Origin of the sequence: Amycolatopsis sp. 195334CR, from assembly GCF_017309385.1 — a bacterium.
Classification (GTDB): Bacteria; Actinomycetota; Actinomycetes; order Mycobacteriales; family Pseudonocardiaceae; genus Amycolatopsis.
This window is the reverse complement of sequence record NZ_JAFJMJ010000004.1, coordinates 84,793-109,389: the sequence shown is the minus strand read 5'-3', so window position 1 is coordinate 109,389 and position 24,597 is coordinate 84,793. Positions and strand designations below refer to the sequence as shown.

Below are 24,597 nucleotides of genomic sequence, written 5' to 3'. Positions count from 1 at the left end.
GTCACTTGTTCCCCGCCGCCGCCGAGTTCACGGCCTGCACGATCGACTCCGGCGTGCCCTGCCCGGCGAAGAAGTTCGCGATCGCGTCGTTGAGCGCCTGGCCGACGCTGGTCGGCAGGGCGATGTCGAAGTAGGTCTGCCGGTGCGGGGCCTGCTGGGTGTGCTCGAACACCGACTTGAGCGAATCGGTGCCCAGCGCCGGGGCCGCGGCCGGGTTCACCGGCAGGCCGGCGCCGATCGCGGCGAGCTTCTCCTGCACCGGCGGGGTGGTCAGGTACTGCAGGAACTTCGCGCAGGCCGCGCCCGTGCGCTGGGTGCACGAGAAGCCGTCACCACCGGCGAGGATCGCGCCCGGCGCGCCGGCCCCACCGGCCACGGACGGGAACGGGAACCAGCCGAGCTTCGAGTTCAGGTCCTTGTCCGAGGTGAGCGAGGCCATCGTGTCCGGCGACCAGTCGCCCTGCAGTTCCATCGCGGCCTGTCCGTTGGCCACCATCCCGGCCGAACTGCCCGCGCCCTGCTGGGCCGGGGTCCCGACGAAACCGGTCTGGAACGGCTGGGTGTCCAGGAACGCCTTGAGGTCCTGACCGGCCCGGAGCCAGCACGGGTGTTCCATCCGCACGGACTCGACGGCCTTCTTCAGCTCTTCCGGCGCGCAGTGCCGGGTGGCGAGGTAACCCCAGTAGAACGCGTCCGGCCAGCGGTCCTTGCCGCCGACCGCGATCGGCGCCACCCCGGCGCCCTTGAGCTTGGCCACCGCCTCGTTCAGCTGCTCCATCGTGGTCGGGGGCGTGGTGATGCCGGCGTTGGCGAAGATGTCCTTGCGGTACCAGAACCCCACCGTGTGCCCGACGTAGGGCACGCCGTACTGCTTGCCGTCGGCCGCCCAGTCCTGGGCGATCGGGCCGAGCTGGCCGATCCACGGCGAGGCCTGCCCGGTGATGTCGGCGACCTTGCCCGACGCCAGCTGGCCCGCGCCCTGGCCGCCGCCCCACTGCTGGTAGATGTCCGGCGGGCTGTCCGACTGCAGCGCCAGCGGGATCTTGGTCTGGAACTGCTCGTTCTGCACCGGCTCGATCTTGAAGCTCACCCCGGGATTGGCCGCCTGGTAGTCGGCGGCGATCTGCTCCCACAGCGCCTTCCGCGTATCGGTGGTGCCGTTGTGCCACCAGGTGAAGGTGACGGGTCCGTCCGCGTTGCCCGCCGTGTCGTCCCCACCACCGCAGGCGGTGAGGGCGGCGGCGGTGACCGCGGCGAGGAGGAAGGCGCAAACGTTCCGGATTCGGCGCATGGTGGTCCACTCCTGACGACTTCGGCCGAGCTGGACCGGGCTGGCGAGGCACCGCAGCCCAGGTTGGCTTGAAAGTCTGGCCCGAGGTCAAGGCCGTGTCAATCGTTGTCGATAACGTTTTACAGAGCTACGCTGAGCCCCGTGCAGCCAAGCTCCCGTGTGACCATCAGGGACGTCGCCGAACGCGCCGGCGTCTCGGTGGCGACCGTGTCCAAAGTGCTCAATCAGCGCTACGGCGTCGCCGCCGCCACCTCCGCCCGCGTGCGCTCGGTGATCGAGGAGCTGGGCTACGAAGCCAGCCTGGTCGCCCAGAGCCTGCGCAACCACCGCACCAACGTGATCGGCATCCTGGTGGCCGATCTCGAACCGTTCAGCACCGAGTTGCTCAAGGGCGCGGCCGACGCGATCCGCGGCTCGGGTTTCGAGCTGGTCGTCTACTCGGCGGGCGGGCGCACGGACGACAAGGCGGGCTGGGAACGCCGGTACCTCTCGCGGTTGAGCGGCACCCTGGTCGACGGCGCGCTGCTGGTCACCCCGGCCGCCTCCCCCGAACCCCGCGAGGGCACGCCGGTGGTCGCGGTCGACCCGCACACCGGTTCCGCCGAGCTGCCCACCATCGACTCGGACAACCTTCGTGGCGCGCAGCTGGCCGTGGAGCACCTGCTGGCGCTGGGCCACCGCCGGATCGCCCTGCTCACCGGCCGGCCGGACCTGCAGTCGGCGCAGCTGCGCGAGACCGGTTACCGGCGTGCGCTGGCCGCGGCCGGGGTGCCGGTGGACGAGGACCTGGTGCAGGTCGGCGCCTACGACCCGGAGATCTCCGCGGCCTCGGCGCGCCGCCTGCTGGACTCCCCCGCCCGGCCCACCGCGATCTTCGCGGCGAACGACCTGTCGGCCATCGCCACCGTCGAGGCGGCGCAGGCGCTCGGCCTGCGCGTGCCGGAGGACCTGTCGGTGGTCGGCTTCGACAACATCCCGGAGTCGGTGCTGTGCGTGCCGCCGCTGACCACCGTCGAGCAGCCCATCCGCGAGATGGGCCGCCGCGCCATCGAACTCCTCATCCCGCTGATCAACCGGGAAACCCCGGAAACCACGCACGTCACGCTGGAGACCCGGCTCGTCGTGCGCTCGTCGACCCGACAGGTGGAGCAGCCGTGACCCTCGACCCCGCGCGCACCGAACTCTGGCGCGATCCCGCCGCCGCCCCCGCCGACCGGGTGGCCGACCTGATGGCCAGGATGAACACGCGCGAGAAACTGGCGCAGTTGTTCGGCGTCTGGGTCGGCATCGACGCGGCCGGCGAGATGGCGCCGCACCAGCACGACTTCGCCATCGAACCGGGCGACTGGGACCGGCTGGTCGGCTCCGGCATCGGCCAGCTGACCCGGGTGTTCGGCACCCGGCCGGTGGAGCCGCTGATCGGCGCGCGCGGGCTGGCCCGCACGCAGCGCGAGGTGATGGCCGCCAGCCGGTTCGGCATCCCGGCGCAGGTGCACGAGGAGTGCCTGACCGGGCTGGCCGCCTGGCGCGCCACGGTGTACCCGTCGCCGCTGTGCTGGGGCGCCACCTTCGACCCGGGGCTGGTCGAGCGGATGGGTGTCCACATCGGACGGTCGATGCGGCGGCTCGGGGTGCACCAGGGCATGGCGCCGGTGCTCGACGTGGCCCGCGATCTGCGGTGGGGCCGGATCGAGGAGACCATCGCCGAGGACCCGTACCTGGTCGGCACGATCGGCTCGGCGTACGTGCGCGGGCTGGAGTCGGCCGGGGTGGTGGCCACGCTGAAGCACTTCGCCGGGTACTCCGCGTCGAAGGCGGGCCGCAACCTGGCGCCGGTGTCGATCGGCGCGCGGGAACTGGCCGACGTGCTGCTGCCGCCGTTCGAAATGGCGCTGCGCGCGGGTGCCCGTTCGGTGATGAACGGCTACAACGACAACGACGGCGTGCCCGCGGCCGCCGATCCCGAACTGCTCACCACGCGGCTGCGCGAGGTCTACGGCTTCACCGGCACGGTGGTGGCCGACTACTTCTCCGTCTCGTTCCTGCGCACGCTGCACGGGGTGGCCGGCACGCGGGCCGAAGCCGCCGCGCAGGCGCTGGCCGCCGGGATCGACGTCGAACTGCCGACCGTCGACTGCTTCGGCGCGCCGTTGCTGATGGCGCTGGAGTCCGGGGAGGCCGACGTCGCGCTGGTGGACCGCGCGCTGGAGCGGGTGCTGCGGCAGAAGTGCGAGCTCGGGTTACTCGACCCCGGCTGGTCGCCCGATCCCGAGGTGCTCGCCGACGGCCGCGCCGACCTCGACGACGACGAGTCCCGTGCCCTCGCGCGTGAACTGGCCCAGCGATCGATCGTGTTGCTGCGCAACGAAGACGTGCTGCCGCTGGCCCCCGGCAAGCGGCTCGCCGTGATCGGCCCGCGGGCCGACGACCCCGGCGCGATGTTCGGCTGCTACTCGTTCCCGATGCACGTCGGGGTGCACCACCCGGACGTGCCGCTGGGCATCGAGGTGCCCACCGTGCTGGAGGCGCTCGGCGCCGACCACGACGTGACCTACGCGCAGGGCTGCCCGGTCGAAGGCGGTGACGACGCCGGGATCGCCGACGCGGTCCGGGTGGCCGCCGACGCCGAGATCTGCGTGGTGGTGCTGGGCGATCGCGCCGGGTTGTTCGGTGGTGGCACCTCCGGTGAAGGCTGCGACGTCGCCGATCTGCGCCTGCCGGGGCGGCAGGAGGAACTGCTGGAAGCCTTGCTGGGCACCGGAACCCCGGTGGTGCTGGTGCTGCTGAGCGGGCGCCCGTACGAGCTTTCGCGGCAGGCCGACCGGCTCGCCGCCATCGTCTGCGGGTTCTTCCCCGGCGAGGAGGGCGGGGTGGCGCTGGCGGACGTGCTCAGCGGGCGGGTGAACCCGTCGGGACGGCTGCCGGTCAGCTTCCCGGCGGCCGGGGCGAACCAGCCCGCCACCTATCTCGCCGCGCCGCTGGCCACCCGCAGCGAGGTGAGCACGGTCGACCCGACGGCGTTGTACGGGTTCGGGCACGGGCTTTCCTACGCGCCGCTGAGCTGGGGCGAGGTCACCGGCGGCGAGGAGTGGCGCACCGACGGGGTGTTCGAGCTGACCGTCCCGCTGCGCAACGAGACCGATCGCGCGAGCAGCGAGGTGGTCCAGGTGTACCTGCACGACCCGGTGGCCGAATGCGTGCGGCCGGTGCAGCGGCTGATCGCCGCGGCCAGGGTGGACCTGGCGCCGGGTGAGGCGCAGACCGTACGGTTCGGCCTGCACGCGGACCTGACCTGCTACACCGGCCGCGCCGGGCAGCGGCAGGTGGATCCGGGTGAGGTGGAACTGCGGGTGGGGGCGTCCAGCACCGACATCCGGGCGACGCTGGCCCGCGTGCTGACCGGACCGCGGCGCGAGGTCGGCTTCGACCGCGTCCTCTCCCCCGAAATCGGATGACACGAAGGGGCTTTCGGGGCACGGTGAGCGCCCCGAAAGCCACCTTCGTGTCCTTACGGGTTGATGCGGGTGTAGGCGGGTTTCGGTTGCAGGTTCGCATCGAACAGGCAGGCCGCGCCTTCACCGGGGAAGGTGCCCGGCACCCACGAGTGCCGGTCGGTGAAGCCCCAGGTGGTGAACTCCACGCAGCGGCTCACCGCGTGGCAGCCGTCCCAGGCCTGGTCGAAGTAGTCGGCCTGCTTGGCCAGCTTCGCCGAGTCGGCGGGCAGCTGGACGCGGACGTCGGCCTCGGTGATCGCCACGTCCACGCCGAGGTCGGCGAAGCGCTGCAGGTTCGCCTGGAACCCGCCGGGGAAGCCGTACTGCGTGGACAGGTGCGTCTGGAAGCCCGCGCCCTCCACCGGAACCCCTTGCTGCCGCAGGGATTTCACCAGCTCGTACATGGCGTTGCTCTTGGCGCCCTGCCATTCGACGTTGTAGTCGTTGATGTACAGCTTCGCGCCGGGATCGACCTGCTTCGCCCAGCGGAACGCGTCGGCGATGTAGTTGGCGCCGAGCTTCTGCTGGAAGATCGAGTTGCGGCGGCTGCCGTCCTCGTTGAACACCTCGTTCACCACGTCCCAGGCCCGGATCTTGCCCTTGTACCTGGTCATCACCGTGGTGATGTGGTTCTGCAGCGCGGTGCGCAGGTCGGTGGCGGACAGGTTGTTCAACCACCCGGGGTACTGGTTGTGCCAGACCAGCGTGTGGCCGCGCACGGTTTTCCCGTTCTGCTGCGCGTAGTTCACGATGGCGTCCGCACCGGACCAGTTGTACTGGCCGCGGTTCGGTTCGAGGCTGGCCCACTTCATCTCGTTTTCCGGTGTCACGCTGTCGAATTCGCGGGTCAGCGTGGTGCGGAAGTCGGCCTCGTTCGCCAGTGCCGAGGCGGGTACGGCACTGCCGACGTAGCGGCTGGTGATGTCCTTCAGCGGGGGCGCCGCCGAGGCCGGGGCCGCCTGCCACGCCACCAGGCCGGCGCTGAGCGCCAGCACCGCGCCCCACCGGCGGAGGCCGCCGGTGACTCGTTTCGCTCGCAACATCGTCGTTGCTCCTCGTTGTCGGGGCAAAAACGGTGGCGGTCCCCCGATGTTGGCAGATCACCCACTGGGTGGTCAAGAACTTTCGAATTAACCGCCGAAAGTATCGGAAACCGGAAAGGCGCGTAGACTGCCCGCCATGCCAGTGGAATCCGAGCGGAAGCCGGCCAGCGAGCCCGTCCAGGGCAAGGTCACCATCGCGCAGATCGCGGTGGAGGCCGGGGTTTCCATCCCGACAGTTTCGAAGGTGGTCAACGGGCGCACCGACGTGGCCGCGGCGACCAGGGAACGGGTGGAGGAGATCATCCGCCGCCACGGCTACCAGCGGCGCAGCGACGAGCGGGCCCGGCGGTCCAACCTGCTGGAGCTGATGTTCCACGAGCTGGAGAGCATCTGGGCGCTGGAGATCATGCGCGGGGTGGAGCAGGTGGCCAGCGAGCACGACCTGGCGGTGGTGCTCTCGGAGTCACAGGGCAGGCTCACCCCCGGCCGCGGCTGGCTGGAGAAGGTGCTGGCGCGGCGGCCGATCGGGGTGGTGTCGGTGTTCTCCGACCTCAGCGCCGACCAGCTGGCGAAGCTGGAGTCGCGCAACATCCCGGTGGTGGTGGTCGACCCGGTCGGGGAACCGGGTGAGCGCACCTACTCGATCGGGGCCACCAACTGGAACGGCGGGCTGATCGCCACCCGGCACCTGCTCGAACTGGGCCACCGCCGGATCGCGGTGATCGGCGGGCCGGAGCGGGTGCTGTGCAGCCGCGCCCGCGTGGACGGCTACCGCGCCGCGCTGGAGACCGCCGGGGTGCCGGTGGACCCGGCACTGGTGCGCTACGGCGACTTCCACGTCGAAGCCGGGCGCGCGCAGCTGACCGAACTGCTGAAGCTGGGCGACCGGCCGACCGCCGTGTTCGCGGGCAGCGACCTGCAGGCGTTCGGGGTGTACGAGGCCGCCCGCGCGGCCGGCCTGCGCATTCCGGAGGACCTCAGCGTGATCGGCTTCGACGACCTGCCGGTGGCGGGCTGGGTCGGGCCGCCGCTGACCACCATCCGGCAGCCGCTGCAGGAGATGGCCGCCGCGGGCACGCGCCTGCTGCTGGCACTGGCGCGCGGCGAGGAGGCCGAGCACCGGCGGGTGGAACTGGCGACCAGCCTGGTGGTGCGGCAGAGCACCGCACCCCCGGCGGAGCACCGGTAAACAGCAGTACCGGCGCACGGGTTTTCGAAACTGTTTCGACGGCGTATTCCCGCCATTCACCAGTCTTGACGGGGATTCGAGCCCATTCTAGGGTCGAATGGACAGGGCACCGCTTCGAAACTATCGAAATGAGGGCTCGATGCGGACCTACCGGGTGGCCGTGGTCGGTACCGGCAGTATCGCCGAAGCAGCTCACGTCCCGGCCATCCGGGCCGCCGGTGACCGCGCGAAACTCATCACCGCGGTGGACACCGATCCCGCCCGGTTGGCGGTGTTCCAGCAGAAAACCGGGGTCCCGGTGGCATACCAGTCGCTGAAGTCCATGCTGCGCACCGAAAAACCGGATCTGGTGCAGGTGTGCACACCCCCGGCCACGCACGCCGGCATCGCGGTCGCCTGCCTGGACGCCGGTGCCTGGGTGCTGCTGGAGAAACCGCCCGCGCTGTCGCTGGCCGAGTACGACCGGATCACCGCCGCCGAACGCGACGGCGGGCCGTACGCGAGCGTGGTTTTCCAGCACCGCTTCGGTTCCGGGGCGCGGCACGCGCGGGAACTGATCGGGAGCGGCGCGCTCGGGCGGCCGCTCGTCGCGGTGTGCCACACCACCTGGTTCCGCGATCAGTCCTATTTCGACGTTCCGTGGCGCGGGAAGTGGGCCACCGAGGGCGGCGGGCCGACGATGGGCCACGGCATCCACCAGATCGACCTGCTGCTGGCGCTGCTCGGCGAGTGGACCGAGGTGCGCGCGATGGTGGGCAGGCTGGACCGCGTGATGGAGACCGAGGACGTGTCGATGGCGATCGTGCGGTTCGCCAGCGGGGCGATGGCGTCCATTGTGAACAGTGTGCTTTCCCCGCGCGAGGAGAGCTACCTCCGGCTCGACCTGACCGACGCCACGGTCGAGGTGACCCACCTGTACGGCTATCGCAACGCCGACTGGCGCTACACGCCCGCCCCGCACGTGACCGACGAACGGCTGATCTCGTCCTGGTCCGAAATACCGGAGGACGTGGGCAGCTCGCATTCGGCGCAGTTGCCGTACCTGCTGGACGCCATGGACCAGGGGCAGCGGCCGCCGCTGTCCGGGCCGCAGGGACGGGAAGCCCTCGAACTGATCACCGCGCTGTACCGGTCGGCGTTCACCGGAGCGCCGGTCACCCGGGACCAACTGCGGCCCGGCGACGTGTTCTACCACCGGATGAACGGGGACGTGAAACTGTGAAGCTGGCCGACGGCGATGGCGTGTTCACCGTGTCCGAAGGCGGCGTGGAGCTGCTGCGCTACACCTACCGGCCGGACATCGCCGCGTTCGAGTGCCCGAGCCCGAGCTTCCACCCGCTGCGCACCCTCGACGGCGACGTGGTCACCGGCAACCGGCCGCACGACCACCGCTGGCACAAGGGCCTGGCGATGACGGCGTCCCACCTGGACGACCAGAACTTCTGGGGCGGGGTGAGCTACGTCCGCGACCGGGGATACCAGGTGCTGCCGAACGTGGGTTCACTGGTGCACCGGGATTTCCTCGCGCTGGCAACGGAAAACGTGGTCGAGGAGATCGACTGGCTGACCGCCGCTGGGCAGAAGTGGATCACCGAGCGGCGGACGATGTCGTTCACCGCCGAGGCCGGGGCGTGGACCCTGGACTTCACCTCGGAACTGCGGAACGCGCGCGAGACCGCGCTGGAGTTCAGCAGCCCGACCGTGCACGGGCGGGAACTGGCCGGGTACTGCGGTTTCTTCTGGCGGGGCCCGCGTTCCTTCGAACACGGCGAGGTGCTCGCCTCGGACGGGCAGTCGGGCCCGGAGATGATGGGCCGGGCGGCGTCGTGGCTCGCCTACGTCGGCACGCACGACGAGGTCGACCACACCTCGACGCTGCTGTTCACCCCGGACCCGGGGAACCCGGAATGGCGGTGGTTCGTGCGGAACTCGCCGTACGCCGTGGTGAACCCTTCGGTGGCCTTCCACGAGCCGTTGTTCCTGGCCGCCGGGGAGACGCTGCGTCTGCGATACCGCCTCCTGGTGGGCAACGGTTCGTGGTCACGGGACCAGTTGGAAACCCGCGCCGCCTCCTACACTTGGTAGGCGAGATGCTGTGAATGTGGCTTTCACTGCAGATTTCGCTGTGAAAGCCACATTCACTGCACCAGTGCCCGTCTACTGCGCCGCCAGTGCCTCTTCGAATTCGGTGCGGACCTTGTCACCGCCGGTGGCGCGCCACTGGGTGACCACCTCGTCCCAGGAGGACACCGGTTTCCGCCCGGCCAGGATGTCGTTCTGCGCGTCGTTGATCATGGTGCCCAGCTGGCCCTGCTTGCGCGACCAGGTGTCCGAGAACAGGCTCAGCGTCGGGTCCGGCACCGAGGTCGGCACCACCGAGGCCTGGTAGTCGTAACACGCCTTCGTCGCTTCCGGATTGCCCGGCACGAACAACACGTCCGGTGAGTCCACTATGTACCGGATGCCGAGCACGGTCTGCGAGACCCCGGCCTGCGTCTGCCGCGGCCCGCCGTCCTGCATGGTGTAGTGCGTGCCGGCGGTGCCGTACTTGCGGAACAGGTACTCCTCGGTGCCGAACGGCGCGGCCAGCCAGTCCGCCAGCTTCAGGAGCTGCCGGATCCGGCCCTCGTCGGCCTTCTTCAGCACGGTGAAGTTGTTCGTCGCCTGGGCCTGCCAGGTCCCGGCGAACCCGCCCCCGTGATACAGCGGCGGCCGCATCCCGGAGATCCTGAACCCCGGCCCCGCCACGTTTTCCGCGTAGTACTGCGGCCAGGCGGTGTACCGGTCGGTGTGCATCAGTGCGCTGCCCGCGTTGAACCACTTCTTCACCGGCGCGTTGTTCGTCGTGCTGTCCGGGTGCACCACGCCGTCGGTGAACAGCTGCGCCGCGTCCGCCAGCACCTGCTTGTACTCCTCGTACTCGAACTTGGCCTTCAGCTTCCCGCCCTCGTCGCGCCAGCGGAACGGCAGCCCGAGCATCTGCGAGATGAAGTCCTGCGCCCCGCCCGCGAGCGCCCACCGCCCGGCCTTCTCGTCGGTCACCTGACGGCACAGGGCGCGGAACTCGGCGAAGTTCGCCGGATTCGGGTTCGCGCCGAGCTGCGCGAACAGGTCGTCGCGGCGGAACATCAGGCTGCCGGCCACCCCGCGCGCCACCGGCAGGCCGTAGATGCCGCCGTTGTACCGGCAGTCCTTCCACGCCGCGGTCGGCAGGTTCGCCAGGAACGGGTACTCCTTGATCGCGTCCCCGCCGAGGAACGGGGTGAGGTCCTGGCACTTGCCCGACAGCCAGGCGGGCAGGTTCGCCACCCCGGCGGGCAGGCCGTTCGGGGTGTACAGCGCGGGCACGATGAAGTCGGGCAGGTCGTCCCCGGCGACCAGGGTGGCGAACTTCGTCGGCATGTCCGAGTTCGGCACGATGGTCAACCGCAGATCGACGTTGAGGCGCTTGTTCAGCTCCTGCCAGTACGGGTTCTGGTCCACCGTCGGTGGTACCGGTGAACTCGTCAGCACGAAGGCCGAAACCGGCGAGCCGTCCCCCGGCGGCGCGCTGAACGCCCGCACCGGCGGGTCGGGGTAGTTGAGGAAGCCGTTCAGCAGCCCCTGCTCGTTGCCGGGCAGATCCGGTTTGACGCCGGTGTAGGGCAGGTACGCGGGCAGCTTCGTGTCGGCCACGGTCTGCTGCGTGGCCGCCCCGTTGCCGCCGCTGCTGCACGCGCCCAGCAGCGCGGGCGCGGCGACGGTGGCGAGGGTGCCGGAGAGGAACAACCGGCGGTTCATCGCGTTCATCGGATTCTCCTTCGGTGGGTTCAGCCCTTCACCGCGCCGATCAGCACCCCCTTGGTGAAATGGCGCTGCACGAACGGATAGACCAGCAGGACCGGCACGATCGAAAGCACCAGGATGGCCATCTGCACCGCCTCGGCCGGCGGTAGTTCCGCGCCGGCGCCGAGCTGGTCCACCCCGAGCTGGGACTGGTTGACCACGTAGGTCCGCAGCACCAGCTGCAGCGGCCACTTCGCGGTGTCGTTGAGGTAGAGCAACGCGCTGAAGAACGAGTTCCAGTACGCCACCGCGTAGAACAACGCGATCACCGCGAGCACCGCCTTGCTCATCGGCAGCACGATCCGCCAGAGGATCAGCCCGTCCCCGGCGCCGTCCACGCGCGCGCTGTCGATGATCTCGCCGGGCAGTTCCATGAAGAACGCGCGCAGCACGATCACGTTGAACACATTCACCAGCACCGGCAGGATGAGCGACCAGTAGCTGTCCAGCAGCCCTAGGTTCTTCACGATCAGGTAGCTCGGGATGATGCCCGGGGTGAACAGCAGCGGCATCAGCACCAGCAGCAGGAACGGCCGGTGCAGCACGGTCCCGCGGCGGCTCAGCCCGTAGGCGAGCAGGGTGGTCGCGGTCAGGCTCAGCAGCGTGCCCGTCACCGTGACGAACAGGCTGACCAGCACCGCCCTGGTCACCACTCCCCCGGACAGGATCGCCTGGTAGGCATCGAAGTTGATCGAGCGGGGGAACAACACGAACCCGCCCGCGGCGGTCACGTCCTCGCGGGTGGCCAGGCTGGTCGCCACGATGCCGAGGAACGGCACCACCACCGCGGCGCAGCACACCGTGAGCACCACCGCCTTGACCGCCTTGGCCAGTGCCGACGGTTCTTCGAGCGCGCTCATCGCTGGTAGACCCCCTGCTCGCCGAACCGGTGCGCCAGCTTGTTCGCGCCCAGCACCAGCGCCACTCCGACCAGCCCCTTGACCAGGCCGACCGCCGCGCTGACGCCCCAGCTGCCGGCCAGGATGCCGTTGTTGTAGACGTAGGTGTCGAGCACCTCGCTGGCTTCGGTGCCGACCGCGGCCTGCTGCAGGATGATCTGCTCGAAGCCGACGGTCAGCGCGTCGCCGAGGCGCAGGATGAGCAGCAGCACGATGATCCCGCGCAGGCCGGGCAGGGTGACGTGCCACAGCTGGCGCCACCGCCCGGCCCCGTCCATCGCCGACGCCTCGTACAGCGTGGTGTCTATTCGCGACAGTGCGGCGAGGAACAGGATGGTCGCCCAGCCCGCGTCCTTCCACAGCACCTGGCTGGTGATCAGCGCCTTGAACAGTTCCGGCGAGCCGATCACGCTCACCGAGCCGAGGTCGTGCTCGCGCAGGAAACCGTTGAGCAGCCCCGAATCCCCGAGCATCTGCTGGAAGATGGCCACCACGATCACCCAGGACAGGAAGTGCGGCAGGTAGAGCACGCTCTGCACGATCCGCTTGAGCCGCTCGGAGACCAGGCTGTCCAGCAGCAGCGCCAGCGCGATCGGCACCGGGAACACCACGACCACCTGGAGCAGGGTGATCACCAGGGTGTTGCTCAGCGCGTTGAGGAAGACCGGGTCGCCGGTGAACACACCTTCGAAGTTCGCCAGGCCGACCCACGGGCTCTCCAGGATGCCGAGGTAGGGCTGGTAGTCCTTGAACGCGATCACGTTGCCGAGCAGCGGCACGTAGTGGAACACCACCAGCAGCACGATGCCGGGCAGCGCGGCGAACACCAGGAACCGGTCCCGCGCGAACCGCTGGCGGCGGCTGGGTCCGGTTCGTGCGGTCACGCCGTCCTCCTCGAGGCAGTTTCCAGAAACTATCGGAAACTATCGCGACCAAAAACTAACCGGCGCGTCCAGCCGCGTCAAGGATTCGGACAATCACCGCGTGAGGTGCGCGAATAGCCGATCGGCCTATTCGAAACTTTCGAATAGGCCGATCAGGGGAAGCGCTTTCACAGCCGGTCGAGCAGAAGGTGCATCGACTCCGTGGTGTTGTCCGCGACGGCCCGCGCCGCGACGGCGACCTCACCGGCGGCCACCGCCTCGACGATCGCCGCGTGCCGGGCGGCGGACCGGTGGCGGTCACCGTCAGCGGTGAAGTAGACGTGCTCGTACCGGCGGATGTCGAGCCACAGGTCGCCGATCAGGCCGATCAGCCGCCGGTTCCCGCAGCGGGAAACCAGGATCCGGTGGAACTCCGCGTCGAGTTCGTGTGCTTCGGCGGCCGTGCCCGCGGCGGCGAACGCGGTGTTGGTCTCGGCGAGTTCCGGTGCCAGGCCACGCAAAGCGGGCCCGGCCCCGGTCACCGCCAGCTCTTCGAGGTGCGCGATGATCGGATAGGTCTGGCGCACCTGCGCGGCGTCGAGCGGTGCGGCGAGGAAACCGCGGCCGCGCTCGAACCGGACCAGGCCACCACCTTCCATACGCAGCAACGCTTCCCGCACCGGCGTGCGGCTGACCCCGAGTTCCGCCGCGACCGCGCTTTCGTTGATCCGCTCCCCCGGCGCGATCTCCGCGGCCAGGATCCTGGTGCGCAGCAACGCTTCGAGTTCGTCCCGCGTCATCGCGCCTCGTCGAGCAGCCGCGCGAGCAGGGCGGCGGCCTCGTCGTCGGTGAACGCGGCGGTGGCACTGCCCACCCCGACCTCGGCCATGGCGAGCCCGGGCACCTGGCTTTCGGTGAAGTGGGCGAACAACCACACGTTCTCCCGTTCCAGCAGGACCCGGTTCGCCGCGGTGAGCCGGTCCGGCGTGCCCGGCAGGTAGACCTGGAAAGCGTTGGTGTGCGGTGGTTCCGGCGCGATCCGCACCCCGGGGACACGCGCCAGCGCGGCGGCGAGGCTCAGCGCGCGTTCGCGGTATTCCGCCATTCTCGGCAGGTGTTCGCGCAATCCGGCACGCGCGGCGAGCACGTACGGGAAGACGGTGTAGAGGTTGCCGCCGTGCCGGGTGGTCCACGGCCGCGTCCGGGCGATCGGCGTCGGCTCCCCCGCGAGCACGCAGCCGCCGAGACCGCCGATGGTCTTGTACAGCGACACGTAGACCGAATCCGCCAGCGCCGCGATCTCCGCGAGCGTACGGCCGTAGTACGGCGCGCTTTCCCAGAGCCGGGCGCCGTCGAAGTGCAACGGCACCCCGCGCTCGCGGCACCACGCGGAAATGGCGGTCAGCTCGTCCCACGACGGCAGCTTGTGCCCGGACCGCCGGATCGGCAGTTCGACCACCACCACGCCGAGCCGCTCGGCGACCGCGTCCAGTTCGGCGGCGGTGAACGGGTCCCAGGTGCCCAGCCGCACCGGGACCAGCCCGTGCAGCCGCTGGTAACCGCCGTCCTCGTCCAGTTCGAGGTGGCTGCGGCTGTGCAGCGCGACCGCCGGCGTGCCGCTGCGCTCGGTCCACACCCGCAGCATCGCCTGCTGCGCGATCACGCCCTTGGGCACGAACCGGGCCGCGGGCTTGCCGAGCAGCCCGGCCACCTCGGTCTCCAGCTCACGCAGCCCGGGCCCCTCGTTGTAGACGTCCGGCAGCGCGTCCACGCCGGGTGCTTCCCGCAGCCGGTCGAGCCATTCGGCGGCCGAGCGCCGCTCGTGGTGGGACAGGAACCGGGTGTCCGCGCGCCACCCCGGATCGTCTCTCAGGTGCATGCGCCCAGGATCGCATGCGATCGAGCGAAATCGCATGCGATTTTCTCAGGTGAGCCGGTGCAGGCCCTCCAGCACCCGGTACATCAGGTCCATCGGCGGGCGGCCGTTGGCGGTCAACTGCTGGTTGGCGCGCATTTCCAGCAGGCCGAGGTCGAGCGCGTCCCCGATCAGCACCCTGGCCGCGCCGAGCGGGCTGCGCAGGTGCGTGGCCAGTTCGGCGACCGAGAGCGGGTGACGGCACAGCTCGCAGATCAGCAGGTGGTCGCGCGAGAGCCGGGCGCGGTCCAGCCGGACCCCGCGCTTGGTGCTCACCATCACCTCGACCCGCAGGTCGTGCTTGGTGCCGGTGCGGCCGCCGGTGCGCACGTACGGCCGGGCGCGGATGTAGTCCCTGGCGTCCTCGCCGCCGTCGAACTCCTCGACCGGCTCGGGTTCCGGCTGGGACACCGGCACGGGCTCGGGTTCCGGCTCGGGCGCGGGCGGCGGGGCCGCTTCGGTCACCGGCTGTGACGGTGGCGGCTCGTCCACCGGCTTGGGCTGGAAGTCGTGATCCGCCCACTGCTGGTAATCACCCCACCCGCCGAAGGACAGCTGGGACATGCCGGACCACAACGAGGATTTCTTGTGCGCACCCATCACAACTCCGTGGTCCGGCCCTTGGGGCATCGACCAAACCACGCCGGCGCCGGAAACGCCAGAGATCGGCGGTGGGTTACCGCACGAGATCACCGGTTGTGCGTAACCGGACCGGGCCGGGGTGACGCGTCCGAAGTGGATCGTCACCCAGCGCGATCATGAATCGGCCAGTTCCTTGCGCACCTGCGGCAGCACCTCGGTACCGAGCAACTCGATCGCGGTCATCACCCGCGCGTGCGGCACCCCGGCCCAGTCCATCTGCAACGCGTACCGGTCGGCACCGACCAGCCTGCCCACGGTGATCAGCCGCTCGGCCACCTCGTCCGGGCTGCCCGCGAAGATCGACTGCGCACCGCGGGCGAACTCGTCGTACTCACCGCGCGTGGGCACCTGCCAGCCGCGGGCCCGCGCGCCGTACTTCATCGTCTCCAGCCAGTACGGGTAGAACGCCTCCTTGGCGTCCTGCGAGTCGCGGGTGATCAGGCCGATGGCGCTCATCGTGACGTTCAGCTCGTCCGGCGTGTGCCCGCCGGACTCGCCCGCCTGCCGGTACAGGTCCACCAGCGGCGCGAACCGCTCGGGACGGCCGCCGATGATCGCGTAGACCACCGGCAGGCCGAGCAGGCCGGCCCGGATCGAGGACTCGGGGTTGCCGCCGGTGCCGATGCTGACCCGCAGCCGCCGCCGGTACGGCCGGGGCAGCACCCGCGCGTTCTCCAGTGGCGGCCGGAACCGGCCCGACCAGGTGATCGGGTCCTCGCGGTCGATCCGCAGCAGCAGCGCGAGCTTCTCCTCGAACAGGTCGTCGTAGTCGGTGAGCTCGGCGCCGAAGAGCGGGAAGGACTCGGTGAACGAGCCGCGGCCGGCGAGCAGTTCCGCGCGGCCCTCGCTCAGCTGGTCGAGCGTGGTGAACTGCTGGTACACCCGCACCGGATCCTCGGTGCTGAGCACGGTGACCGCACTGCTGAGGGTGATCTGCCCGGTGACGCTCGCCGCGGCCGCCAGCACGGTGGCCGGGTTGGAGCTGGCGTAGTTCTCCAGGTGGTGCTCGCCCACCCCGTAGAAGCCCAACCCCAGCTCGTCGGCCAGCTTGATGCGCTCGACGGTGTTCTTCAGCGCCCGCGAGACCGGCAGCTGCTCGCCGGTGCGCGGGTCGGGGTGGCGGTCGGCGAAGCTGTAGATCCCCAATTCCATGCGGCCCAACGTACGCCGGAGATGATGATGCGTCAACAAAACCGTGTTAGCGTGACCCGATGACCGAACCGCGCTGGCTGACCGAGGACGAGCAGCACGTCTGGCAGGCTTACCTCGCCCTGCAGCGGGAGTTGCAGGGCGCGCAGGAACGCCAGCTGGAACGGGATTCCGGACTGTCCACAGCGGACTACACGCTGCTGGCGCCGCTGTCCGAGGCGCCGGACGGGCTGCTGCGCGCGCGGGAACTGGCGCGGATGGCGGGCTGGGAGCGCAGCCGGCTCTCCCACCAGGTGAGCCGGATGACCAAGCGCGGGCTGGTCGTCCGGGAGGAGTGCCCGGACGACGCCCGCGGCTCGATGATCCGGCTCACCGCGGCGGGCCGCGAAGCCATCGAGGCCGCCGCGCCGGAGCACGTGGCGACCGTGCGCCGCTACTTCTTCGACCCGCTCTCGGCCGAGGAGACCGCCCAGCTCGGGGAACTGTTCGGCCGCATGCTCACCAAGCTGGCGCGAGACCGCTAGGAGGTCCAGTAGTCCCAGAACGCCTGGAGGATGAGCGCGGCGATCAGCGCGTACCAGGCGGCGAGCACCGCGGTGTGCCAGCGGGACAGCCGCGGGCTGCGCACCGTGTCGAGCGTGGTATACCAGAAGATCGGGATGGTCACCGCCCACACCACCATGCAGTACGGGCACAGCGCGTGGATCTGGTACAGGCTGGCGAAGACCAGCCAGTGCACGAAGAGCACGCCGAAGGTGGCCCCGGCCTGCATGCCGATCCGGTACCAGCGCGGTGGTTCGAACCCGGCCAGCATCACCACGCCGGTGGTGGTGACCACGGCGAAGGCGGCGATGCCCAGCAACGGGTTCGGGAAGCCGAACGCCGCGGCCTGGCTGCTGTCCATCACTGAACCGCACGAGACGACCGGGTTCAGCGAGCAGGTCGGCACGTAGTCCGGGTCCTTGAGCTTGGCCAGCTTCTCCAGCATCAGCGCGGCGGCGGCGAGCAGCCCGATGCCGCCGCCGACGGTGTAGAGCCAGGCCAGCCCGCGGCGGTCCGCCATCAGCCGAGTTCCTTGTCGAGCAGGTCGCGCAGTTCCTTGTCCACCGCCCCGAAGGTGTCCCCCTTGGGCTCGAACTTGATGCCGTTCACGAACAGCGTCGGCGTGCTGGTCACCCCGGCCTGCTGGCCGTCGGCACGGCCCTGGTCGATGGCCGCCTGCACCGGCGGGGAGGTCAGATCCGCCTGGTACTTCGCCACGTCCAGGCCGAGCTGGGTGGCGTAGCCCTGGAACAGGTTCTTGGCCGCGGCCTCGTCGGTGTTGACGTTCTGGCCGTCCGCGGTGATCGCCCACTGCTGGAAGTTGTCGTACAGCGCGTGGTACATCTCCTGGTACTTGCCCTGCAGCGCGGCGGCTTCGGCGGCCTGGGCGGCGGGCACCGCGAGCGGGTGCATCTCCAGCGGGAAGTTCCGCGTGACGAAGGTGATCCGCCCGGCGTAGTCCTGCTCGATCTTGCTGGTGATGTTCTTGTAGTACGACGCGCAGGCCGGGCACTGGTAGTCGAGGAACTCGACCAGGGTGACCTTGCCGTCGGGGGCCTCGGTCAGCGTGTGGCTGTCCGGTTTGCGCAGCAGTTCGGCCGAGACGCGGGGCTGGTCGGTGCCGCCGCCCTCGCCGTCGTCACCGCCGCTGAACAACAGGATCCCGCCGAGCACGAGCGCGGCCACCACCACGATCACCAGGGTGACCACGACGTTCGGGGAGAGCCCCCGCTTGGCCGTGACGGGATTGCTGTTCCGAGTACTGCGCGACATCCGGCTGACACCTTCCGAGACGATCTGGTTCCGCCATTCTGGTCGTCTCCCGGTCGCGGCTGGTTCCCGGACCCCGGAAAACGTGGTCGGGACCATCCTGCCGCGACCCGCCTGACGTGCGCGTGAGGAAAAGCCGGTCGTCCCCGGGACGGGTTACGACCGGCTGGTGGCGCGGGCGGATCAGGAGGCGGACAGCGTGCGGCTGACGTTCTCGGCGATGTCGAGCTGGCGGCCGAGGCGGGCGGCCGATTCCCGGGCGCAGGCCAGTGCCGAGGTGACCTCGACCACCGACTGGGTGAGCGCTTCGAACTCCCGCTCGTTCCCGAGTTCGCCGGCGAGCAGGCGTTCTTCGAGCCAGCCGCCGAGGCCGGGCAGGGTGCGGGCGACGTTGTCGGTGAGCGAGCGCAGGTGCCCCAGCAGCACGCTCAGCTCCTCGGCGTCGCCGACCGGGGAGCCGCCGTGCGGGTCCACCGTGCGGTAGTAGAGGCAACGGGTCAGTTCTTCTGCTCGGGTGGCCAGCGAGACCAGTCCGCCACCCAGGTTGTCGCCGCGCGTCGTATCCATCGGCTCGGTCCTCACTCGCGGGGGAGTCGCCGGTGGGTACCCACGCCGCCACCAGCCGAAACCGTCGTCGGTGCAGCCGTTGCCCGCCGAGGTTTGCCGCCCGGTCACCGTGGTAACCGCCCGGGAGATCACCACGCGAAAGGACTCCCGAATGGGCTCCACACTGACCGGACGTGCCGTCGCCATGCTCGCCGCCGACGGGGTCGAGCAGGTCGAATTGGTCGAACCGCGCAAGGCGGTCGAGGCCGAGGGCGCGACGGTGACCCTGCTCTCCCTCGACTCCGGCGAGATCCAGGCGATGAACTCCGACCTCAACCCGGCGGACAGGTTCCCGGTGGACCGGGTGGTCTCCGACGCCTCGGCGGGCGAGTTCGACGCCCTGATCCTGCCCGGCGGCACGATCAACCCGGACAAGCTGCGGATGGACGAGGCCGCGGTCGGCTTCGTCCGCGACTTCTTCGCGGCAGGCAAGCCGGTCGGGGTGATCTGCCACGGGCCGATCACGCTGATCGAGGCCGGGGTGGCCAAGGGCCGCACGCTCACCTCGTACCCGAGCATCCGCACCGACCTGCGCAACGCCGGGGCGAACGTGGTCGATGAGGAAGTGGTCACCGACCGGGGGCTGGTGTCCAGCCGCAACCCCGACGACCTGCCCGCGTTCTGCGCGAAGATCGTCGAGGAGTTCGCCGAGGGCAAGCACCCGGTGCACGACGAAGGCGCCACGGCCTGATGGCGGCCGAGATCACGCTGCGGGTCGACGGGCAGGACCACCGGCTGCCCGCCGACCCGCGCACCACGCTGCTCGACGCGCTGCGCGAGCGCCTCGGCAACCCGAGCCCGAAGAAGGGCTGCGACCACGGCCAGTGCGGCGCGTGCACGGTGCTCGCCGACGGCCGCCGGGTGCTGAGCTGCCTGACGCTGGCCGTCGCCGCCGAAGGCACCGAGATCACCACGGCGAAGGGGCTGGCCCCGGCCGGTGAACTCCACCCGGTGCAGAAGGCGTTCATCGAGCACGACGCGTTCCAGTGCGGGTACTGCACCCCGGGCCAGGTCTGCTCGGCCGTCGGGGTGCTCGACGAACTCGACCGGGGCTGGCCGAGCCACGCGACCACCGACGTGGCCTCCTCCCCCACCCCGAGCCGCGCGGAGATCGCCGAGCGGATGAGCGGCAACCTGTGCCGCTGCGGTGCGTACCCGGGGATCGTCGCCGCGATCGAGGAGGCGGCCGGATAGGCATGGAACCCTTCGACTACCGCCGTCCCGGCGACGCCGCCACGGCCGTGCGGACGGTGGCCGCCGATCCGTCCGCGGTCTTCCTCGGCGGCGGCACCAACCTGGTCGACCACCTGAAGCTGGGCGTGCGCACGCCGGGCCTGGTGGTCGACGTGACTTCGCTGACGTCCGCGGAAATCACCGACCACAACGGGGGTCTCCGGATCGGCGCGGCCGTGCGCAACAGCGACCTGGCCGCCGACCGCCGGGTCCGCGAGCGGTACCCGGTGCTCGCGCAGGCGCTGCTCGCCGGTGCGTCCGGGCAACTGCGGAACATGGCCACCACCGGCGGGAACCCCTTGCAGCGCACGCGCTGCGTGTACTTCCAGGACGTCACCACGCCGTGCAACAAGCGGTCGCCCGGCAGCGGTTGCTCGGCGATCGGCGGGTACACCCGGCACCACGCCGTGCTCGGCGCCTCGCCGGAGTGCATCGCCACGCACCCGTCCGATCTCGCGGTCGCGCTCACCGCGCTCGACGCGGAGGTCCAGGTGCTCGGGCCGGACGGCGAACGCACCCTCGGTTTCGGGGACCTGCACCGGTTGCCCGGCGACCGGCCCGATCGGGACACCGTGCTCGAGCACGGTGAACTGATCACCGCGATCGATCTGCCGGAGGTGCCGATCGCGCGGAATTCGGCGTACCGCAAGGTCCGCGACCGCGCGTCGTACGCGTTCGCGCTGGTTTCCGTGGCGGCCGCGCTGCGGGTGGAGAGCGGGATCGTGCGTGATTCCCGGATCGCGTTCGGCGGGGTGGCGCACAAGCCGTGGCGCGCGAGCCGGGCCGAGGAAGTGCTGCTGGACGCCCCGGCCACCGAAGCCACCTATCGCGAAGCCGCCGAAGCGGAACTCGCCGGTGCCGTCGCGGTCGACGGGATCGACGGCGGGAACGGGTTCAAGATCCCGTTGCTGGCCAACACCTTGGCCGCCACGCTGCGCGACCTCACCCGGGAGGCGAAGTGACCCCGCGCTCGATCGGACTGGACCTGGCCCGCCGCGACGGGCCCGCGAAGGTCACCGGAACCGCCACCTACGCCTACGAGACCGCGGTCGAGCACCCCGCCTACTGCCACCCCGTCCAGGCCACCATCGCCCGCGGGCGCGTGACGCGCCTGGACACCACCGCGGCCGCGGCGCTGCCCGGTGTGCTCACCGTGCTCACCGAGGCCAATGCCGAGCGGCTTGCGTCCACAGAGGACGGTGAACTGGCCGTGCTGCAGTCGGCCGAGGTCGCGTTCCGGGGCCAGCTGATCGGCTGCGTGGTCGCGGAAACCTCGGAAATCGCGCGGCAGGCGGCGGATCTGGTCGAGGTCTCCTATGCCGAAGAGGACCACGAGACGGAGCTGACGGCCGACGGTTCGTACGACGCCGACACCACCGGTGATGTGGAATCGGCCTTCGCGGAAGCGGAGTTCGTGGTCGACCAGACGTACACGACCGCGATGTACCACAACAACCCGATGGAACCGCACGCCACGACCGCGCTGTGGCAGGACGGCACGCTGACGCTGTGGGAATCCACGCAGGGCGTGCACCCGACGCGGTCCTCGGTGGCCGAGGTCTTCGGGCTCGACACCTCGCGGATCCGGGTGGTCTGCCCGTACGTCGGCGGTGGGTTCGGGTCGAAGGGCATGCCGCACGCCAACGTGGTGCTGGCCGCGATGGCCGCCAGGGCGCTGCCGGGCAGGCCGGTCAAGCTCGCGGTGACACGGCAGCAGATGTTCTCGCTGACCGGGTACCGCACCCCGACCATCCAGCGCACCCGGCTGGCCGCCGGCCGGGACGGGCGGCTGTCCGCGATCGCGTTCGACGTGGCCGAGCAGACCTCGAAGGTCAAGGAGTTCGCCGAGGAGAGCGGGAAACCGTCCCGGACCATGTACGCGGCGCCGAACCGGCGGATCGCGCACCGGCTGGCCGCGCTCGACGTGCCGGTGACCTCGTGGATGCGGGCGCCGGGTGAGTGCCCGGGCATGTTCGGTCCCGAGGTGGCGATGGACGAACTGGCCGATCGGCTGGGCATGGATCCGATCGAGCTGCGCCTGGTCAACGATCCGGCCGAGGACCCGGAGTCCGGCAAGCCGTTCTCCAGCCGGAACCTGGCCGAGTGCCTGCGCACCGGCGCCGAGCGGTTCGGCTGGGCGGACCGCGGTCCCCGGCGTGACGGCCGCTGGCTGGTCGGCTGCGGCGTGGCGGCGTCGGTGTACCCGGTGAACCGGATGCCGGAGTCGACCGCGGTGATCCGGTTCGCCGGCGGCCGCTACACCGTCGACATCGGCGCGGCCGATCTCGGTACCGGTACCTGGACCACGCTGCCGCAGATCGCCGCGGACGCGCTCGGCGTGCCGGTGGACGAGGTCGAGGTGCGCATCGGCGACACCGACTACCCGCACGCGTCGGTGGCCGGTGGTTCCTCGGGGATGATCACCTGGGGTTCGGCGGTGCTCGACGCGGCGGCGGTGTTCCGGGAGAAGTTCGGCACCGATCCGGCCGACGGCGACGAGGCCGAGGGGTCGGTGAGCGAGAACCCCGAGGAGGAGCACTTCGCGATGTCCGCGTTCGGCGCGCAGTTCGTCGAGGCGCGGGTGCACGCCGACACCGGTGAGGTGCGGGTGCCCCGGATGCACGGGGTGTTCGCGGTCGGCCGGGTGATCAACCCGCGCACCACGCGGTCCCAGCTGGTCGGCGGCATGACCATGGGGTTGTCGATGGCGCTGCACGAGCAGAGCGTGCTCGATCCGCGGTTCGGGCACGTGGTCAACCACGACCTCGCCGAGTACCACGTGGCGGCCAACGCCGACGCCGGGCAGATCACCGCGGAGTGGCTCGACGAGCACGACCCGCACGTGAACGCCATGGGCGCCAAGGGAGTCGGGGAGATCGGCATCGTGGGCGCGGCGGCGGCCGTGGTGAACGCGGTGCACCGGGCGACCGGGGTGCGGGTGCGGGACCTGCCGGTCACCCTGGACAAGCTGCTGGTCAGCGCTCCGCGAGGGTTTTGATGCCGCGCAGGGTTTCGAGCATGCCGGTGCGCAGGTCGGCGAGGCGGTGGCGGAGGAAGGCGTCCGCCTGGTCCGGGAACCGGTCGATGGCCAGGCTGAGGCCGGAGCGCGCGGGTCCGATCCGCACCGAGTGGATCAGCCGCACGCCGTTGCCGGTGTCTTCGAGGTCGAAGCGCCAGGTTGCCATGGGGTCGCCGGTGACCTCGCCGAACCGGCCGTCGGGATCGGCGACGGTCCAGGCGAAGGCGCGTGGCTCGTCGCACTCGACGATGGTGGCGATGGTGCGCCAGGTGCCGAGCACCTTGTTCTCGTTGTACCCCTCGAACCGCGCACCGGGGGCCGGGGTGGTGGCGTCGAGCCAGCGCACGCGCTGGAGTTCGGGGCTGAAGCGGGCGGGCGCGGTGATGTCCGCGACCTGCCGCCACACCCGGTGGGGTTCGGCGTCGATGACCAGATCGCAGGAGGTTTCCGCGTTGCGCACGTATTCATCTTCTCACCCGGGAGTGCTTCGATGACGACCACCGCGAGCCCTCGCGCCCCGCTCGCCCTCGCCGGCTTCGTCGCGGCCGTGGCGGTGGTGGCCGTGGCGGGGGCGCTGTCCTCGATGAACGCGCGTTCGGTGTACGAGTCGCTGGAGTTGCCGGGCTGGGCGCCGCCGCCGTGGCTGTTCGGTCCGGTTTGGACGGTGCTGTACGCGATGATCGCGGTTTCGGGATGGCTGTACTGGCGCGCGGGCGGCGATCGGCGCGGGCTCGGGGTTTACGGGGTCGGATTGGTGCTCAACCTCGCCTGGACGCCGTTGTTCTTCGCGGCTGGGGCGTATGAGCTGGCGCTGGTGGACATCGTGCTGCTGGACGTGGCGGTGGTCGCTTCGATCATCCTGTTCTGGCGACGGTCTCGGCTGGCGGCGTGGTTGCAGGTGCCGTATCTGGTGTGGATTCTTTACGCGTCGGCGCTGACCGTGTCGATCGTGATCCTGAATTGAGGACGGGGCGGCGTGTGGCGTCAGGACTTCAGCAACCGGATGACCTCGGTGTCGCTGGTTTGGTCGAAGTCCTCGTACCAGCGGCCGACGGCGGTGAAGTCGCGCGGGGCCTCCACGCAGACCACCTCATCGGCTTCCCGCCGCACCCGTTCGACGGCTTCCGGGGCGCCCACGGGAGCCGCGAACGTGAGGGAGCGCGGGGCTTCCGCGCGAGCGGCCCGCAGCGCGGCGATCGCGGTGACGCCGGTGGCCAGGCCATCGTCCACCACGATCACGTCCCGGCCCACGCGGGAGGCGGGTGTCCGGCCGTCTTCGTACAACTCCACCCGCCGGGCGGCTTCGGTGCGTTCCGGTTCGCACAGCTCCGCCAACTGCTGGGCGGTCAGGCCCAGGCGTGACGTGCTGGCGGCGTCGTAGATCGGCGGCCCCTCGGCGGTCACCGCGCCGATCCCCCACTCCGGCTGGCCGGGCGCGCCGATCTTGCGTGCCACCGCCACCTCCAGCGGGGCGTCGAGCCCGGCGGCGACCACCGCCGCCACCGGTACGCCGCCGCGCGCCAGGCCCAGCACCAGCGGCTCCTGCCAGGGACCGGTCAGCCGTGCGGCCAGTTGCCGTCCGGCGTCCCGGCGATCGGTGAACACAAGGACCTCCTC

The 24,597-nt window shown here is 70.5% G+C and carries 25 protein-coding genes; 11 read left to right on the top strand and 14 right to left on the bottom strand.

The features are described 5' to 3' along the window. Position 1 precedes the first annotated feature (1 nt). Positions 2-1,291: an ABC transporter substrate-binding protein gene (locus JYK18_RS44300; protein ID WP_206810246.1), complete on the bottom strand. Its 1,290-nt coding sequence runs from the start codon at positions 1,289-1,291 to the stop codon at positions 2-4. Between the two features lie 159 nt (positions 1,292-1,450). Here JYK18_RS44300 and JYK18_RS44295 point away from each other — a divergent pair, with 159 nt between their 5' ends. Further along, positions 1,451-2,449: a LacI family DNA-binding transcriptional regulator gene (locus JYK18_RS44295; RefSeq protein WP_206810243.1), complete on the top strand. Its 999-nt coding sequence runs from the start codon at positions 1,451-1,453 to the stop codon at positions 2,447-2,449. A 71-nt stretch (positions 2,450-2,520) separates the two neighbouring features. Further along, entirely contained in the window at positions 2,521-4,746 is a 2,226-nt protein-coding gene (locus tag JYK18_RS44290; protein WP_206810781.1) for a glycoside hydrolase family 3 N-terminal domain-containing protein, read from the top strand. A gap of 53 nt (positions 4,747-4,799) precedes the next feature. On the opposite strand, the gene JYK18_RS44285 is transcribed toward JYK18_RS44290, so the two are convergent. Further along, positions 4,800-5,828 (bottom strand): endo-1,4-beta-xylanase, encoded by a 1,029-nt coding sequence (locus tag JYK18_RS44285; protein WP_206810242.1) that lies wholly within the window; start codon positions 5,826-5,828, stop codon positions 4,800-4,802. Positions 5,829-5,964: 136 nt separating this feature from the next. Between JYK18_RS44285 and JYK18_RS44280 the strand changes: the two genes are divergently transcribed. The 3 genes from JYK18_RS44280 to JYK18_RS44270 all read left to right on the top strand — a co-directional run bounded on the left by JYK18_RS44280 (position 5,965) and on the right by JYK18_RS44270 (position 9,102). Beyond that, complete coding sequence (locus JYK18_RS44280) at positions 5,965-7,017, top strand: LacI family DNA-binding transcriptional regulator (RefSeq protein ID WP_206810240.1); 1,053 nt, start codon at positions 5,965-5,967, stop codon at positions 7,015-7,017. A 139-nt stretch (positions 7,018-7,156) separates the two neighbouring features. Continuing rightward, on the top strand, positions 7,157-8,239 hold the full coding sequence (locus JYK18_RS44275; protein ID WP_206810238.1) for a Gfo/Idh/MocA family protein: 1,083 nt from the start codon (positions 7,157-7,159) through the stop codon (positions 8,237-8,239). Next, complete coding sequence (locus JYK18_RS44270; RefSeq protein WP_206810236.1) at positions 8,236-9,102, top strand: PmoA family protein; 867 nt, start codon at positions 8,236-8,238, stop codon at positions 9,100-9,102. Before JYK18_RS44275 ends, JYK18_RS44270 begins: the two co-directional genes overlap by 4 nt. Positions 9,103-9,174: 72 nt before the next feature. Here the strand turns inward: JYK18_RS44270 and JYK18_RS44265 are convergent, their stop codons facing one another. The 7 genes from JYK18_RS44265 to JYK18_RS44235 all read right to left on the bottom strand — a co-directional run bounded on the left by JYK18_RS44265 (position 9,175) and on the right by JYK18_RS44235 (position 16,313). Next, complete coding sequence (locus JYK18_RS44265) at positions 9,175-10,806, bottom strand: extracellular solute-binding protein (protein ID WP_206810234.1); 1,632 nt, start codon at positions 10,804-10,806, stop codon at positions 9,175-9,177. 20 nt (positions 10,807-10,826) lie between these two features. Further along, complete coding sequence (locus JYK18_RS44260) at positions 10,827-11,702, bottom strand: carbohydrate ABC transporter permease (protein WP_206810231.1); 876 nt, start codon at positions 11,700-11,702, stop codon at positions 10,827-10,829. Then, positions 11,699-12,625, bottom strand: a complete 927-nt coding sequence (locus JYK18_RS44255; RefSeq protein ID WP_307796356.1) for an ABC transporter permease subunit — start codon at positions 12,623-12,625, stop codon at positions 11,699-11,701. Before JYK18_RS44255 ends, JYK18_RS44260 begins: the two co-directional genes overlap by 4 nt. A gap of 167 nt (positions 12,626-12,792) precedes the next feature. Then, on the bottom strand, positions 12,793-13,404 hold the full coding sequence (locus JYK18_RS44250) for a GntR family transcriptional regulator (protein WP_206810229.1): 612 nt from the start codon (positions 13,402-13,404) through the stop codon (positions 12,793-12,795). Next, positions 13,401-14,483 (bottom strand): low specificity L-threonine aldolase, encoded by a 1,083-nt coding sequence (locus JYK18_RS44245; RefSeq protein ID WP_206810227.1) that lies wholly within the window; start codon positions 14,481-14,483, stop codon positions 13,401-13,403. Before JYK18_RS44245 ends, JYK18_RS44250 begins: the two co-directional genes overlap by 4 nt. Positions 14,484-14,528: 45 nt before the next feature. Further along, complete coding sequence (locus tag JYK18_RS44240) at positions 14,529-15,119, bottom strand: DUF742 domain-containing protein (RefSeq protein WP_206810226.1); 591 nt, start codon at positions 15,117-15,119, stop codon at positions 14,529-14,531. Positions 15,120-15,275: 156 nt separating this feature from the next. Then, entirely contained in the window at positions 15,276-16,313 is a 1,038-nt protein-coding gene (locus JYK18_RS44235) for an LLM class flavin-dependent oxidoreductase (RefSeq protein ID WP_206810225.1), read from the bottom strand. A gap of 59 nt (positions 16,314-16,372) precedes the next feature. Here JYK18_RS44235 and JYK18_RS44230 point away from each other — a divergent pair, with 59 nt between their 5' ends. Next, positions 16,373-16,834, top strand: a complete 462-nt coding sequence (locus tag JYK18_RS44230) for a MarR family winged helix-turn-helix transcriptional regulator (RefSeq protein WP_206810224.1) — start codon at positions 16,373-16,375, stop codon at positions 16,832-16,834. On the opposite strand, the gene JYK18_RS44225 is transcribed toward JYK18_RS44230, so the two are convergent. From JYK18_RS44225 to JYK18_RS44215, 3 genes are all read right to left on the bottom strand, one after another. Beyond that, positions 16,831-17,373, bottom strand: a complete 543-nt coding sequence (locus tag JYK18_RS44225) for a vitamin K epoxide reductase family protein (RefSeq protein WP_206810223.1) — start codon at positions 17,371-17,373, stop codon at positions 16,831-16,833. The genes JYK18_RS44230 and JYK18_RS44225 overlap by 4 nt on opposite strands. Further along, entirely contained in the window at positions 17,373-18,125 is a 753-nt protein-coding gene (locus tag JYK18_RS44220; RefSeq protein ID WP_206810222.1) for a thioredoxin domain-containing protein, read from the bottom strand. Before JYK18_RS44220 ends, JYK18_RS44225 begins: the two co-directional genes overlap by 1 nt. Positions 18,126-18,305: 180 nt before the next feature. Continuing rightward, positions 18,306-18,689, bottom strand: coding sequence for a hypothetical protein (locus JYK18_RS44215; protein WP_206810221.1), 384 nt, complete (start codon positions 18,687-18,689; stop codon positions 18,306-18,308). 151 nt (positions 18,690-18,840) lie between these two features. On the opposite strand from JYK18_RS44215, the gene JYK18_RS44210 reads away from it, so the two are divergent. The 4 genes from JYK18_RS44210 to JYK18_RS44195 are packed head-to-tail and all read left to right on the top strand — an operon-like array spanning position 18,841 to position 22,959. Next, on the top strand, positions 18,841-19,419 hold the full coding sequence (locus tag JYK18_RS44210; RefSeq protein ID WP_206810220.1) for a type 1 glutamine amidotransferase domain-containing protein: 579 nt from the start codon (positions 18,841-18,843) through the stop codon (positions 19,417-19,419). Beyond that, positions 19,419-19,922, top strand: coding sequence for a (2Fe-2S)-binding protein (locus JYK18_RS44205; protein ID WP_206810219.1), 504 nt, complete (start codon positions 19,419-19,421; stop codon positions 19,920-19,922). Before JYK18_RS44210 ends, JYK18_RS44205 begins: the two co-directional genes overlap by 1 nt. 2 nt (positions 19,923-19,924) lie before the next feature. Continuing rightward, positions 19,925-20,923, top strand: coding sequence for a xanthine dehydrogenase family protein subunit M (locus JYK18_RS44200; RefSeq protein ID WP_206810217.1), 999 nt, complete (start codon positions 19,925-19,927; stop codon positions 20,921-20,923). After that, positions 20,920-22,959, top strand: a complete 2,040-nt coding sequence (locus JYK18_RS44195) for a xanthine dehydrogenase family protein molybdopterin-binding subunit (protein WP_206810215.1) — start codon at positions 20,920-20,922, stop codon at positions 22,957-22,959. Before JYK18_RS44200 ends, JYK18_RS44195 begins: the two co-directional genes overlap by 4 nt. Here JYK18_RS44195 and JYK18_RS44190 read toward each other — a convergent pair. Beyond that, positions 22,937-23,440 carry an SRPBCC family protein gene (locus JYK18_RS44190; protein ID WP_206810212.1) on the bottom strand — a complete coding sequence of 168 codons (504 nt, stop codon included), beginning with the start codon at positions 23,438-23,440 and terminating at the stop codon, positions 22,937-22,939. The two genes, JYK18_RS44195 and JYK18_RS44190, sit on opposite strands and share 23 nt — an antisense overlap. Before the next feature lie 30 nt (positions 23,441-23,470). On the opposite strand from JYK18_RS44190, the gene JYK18_RS44185 reads away from it, so the two are divergent. After that, a complete protein-coding gene (locus tag JYK18_RS44185) occupies positions 23,471-23,944 on the top strand; it encodes a TspO/MBR family protein (RefSeq protein ID WP_206810210.1) in 474 nt (157 codons plus the stop codon). A gap of 20 nt (positions 23,945-23,964) precedes the next feature. Here JYK18_RS44185 and JYK18_RS44180 read toward each other — a convergent pair whose 3' ends face one another. After that, positions 23,965-24,585, bottom strand: a complete 621-nt coding sequence (locus JYK18_RS44180; RefSeq protein ID WP_307796355.1) for a phosphoribosyltransferase family protein — start codon at positions 24,583-24,585, stop codon at positions 23,965-23,967. Positions 24,586-24,597 lie beyond the last annotated feature (12 nt).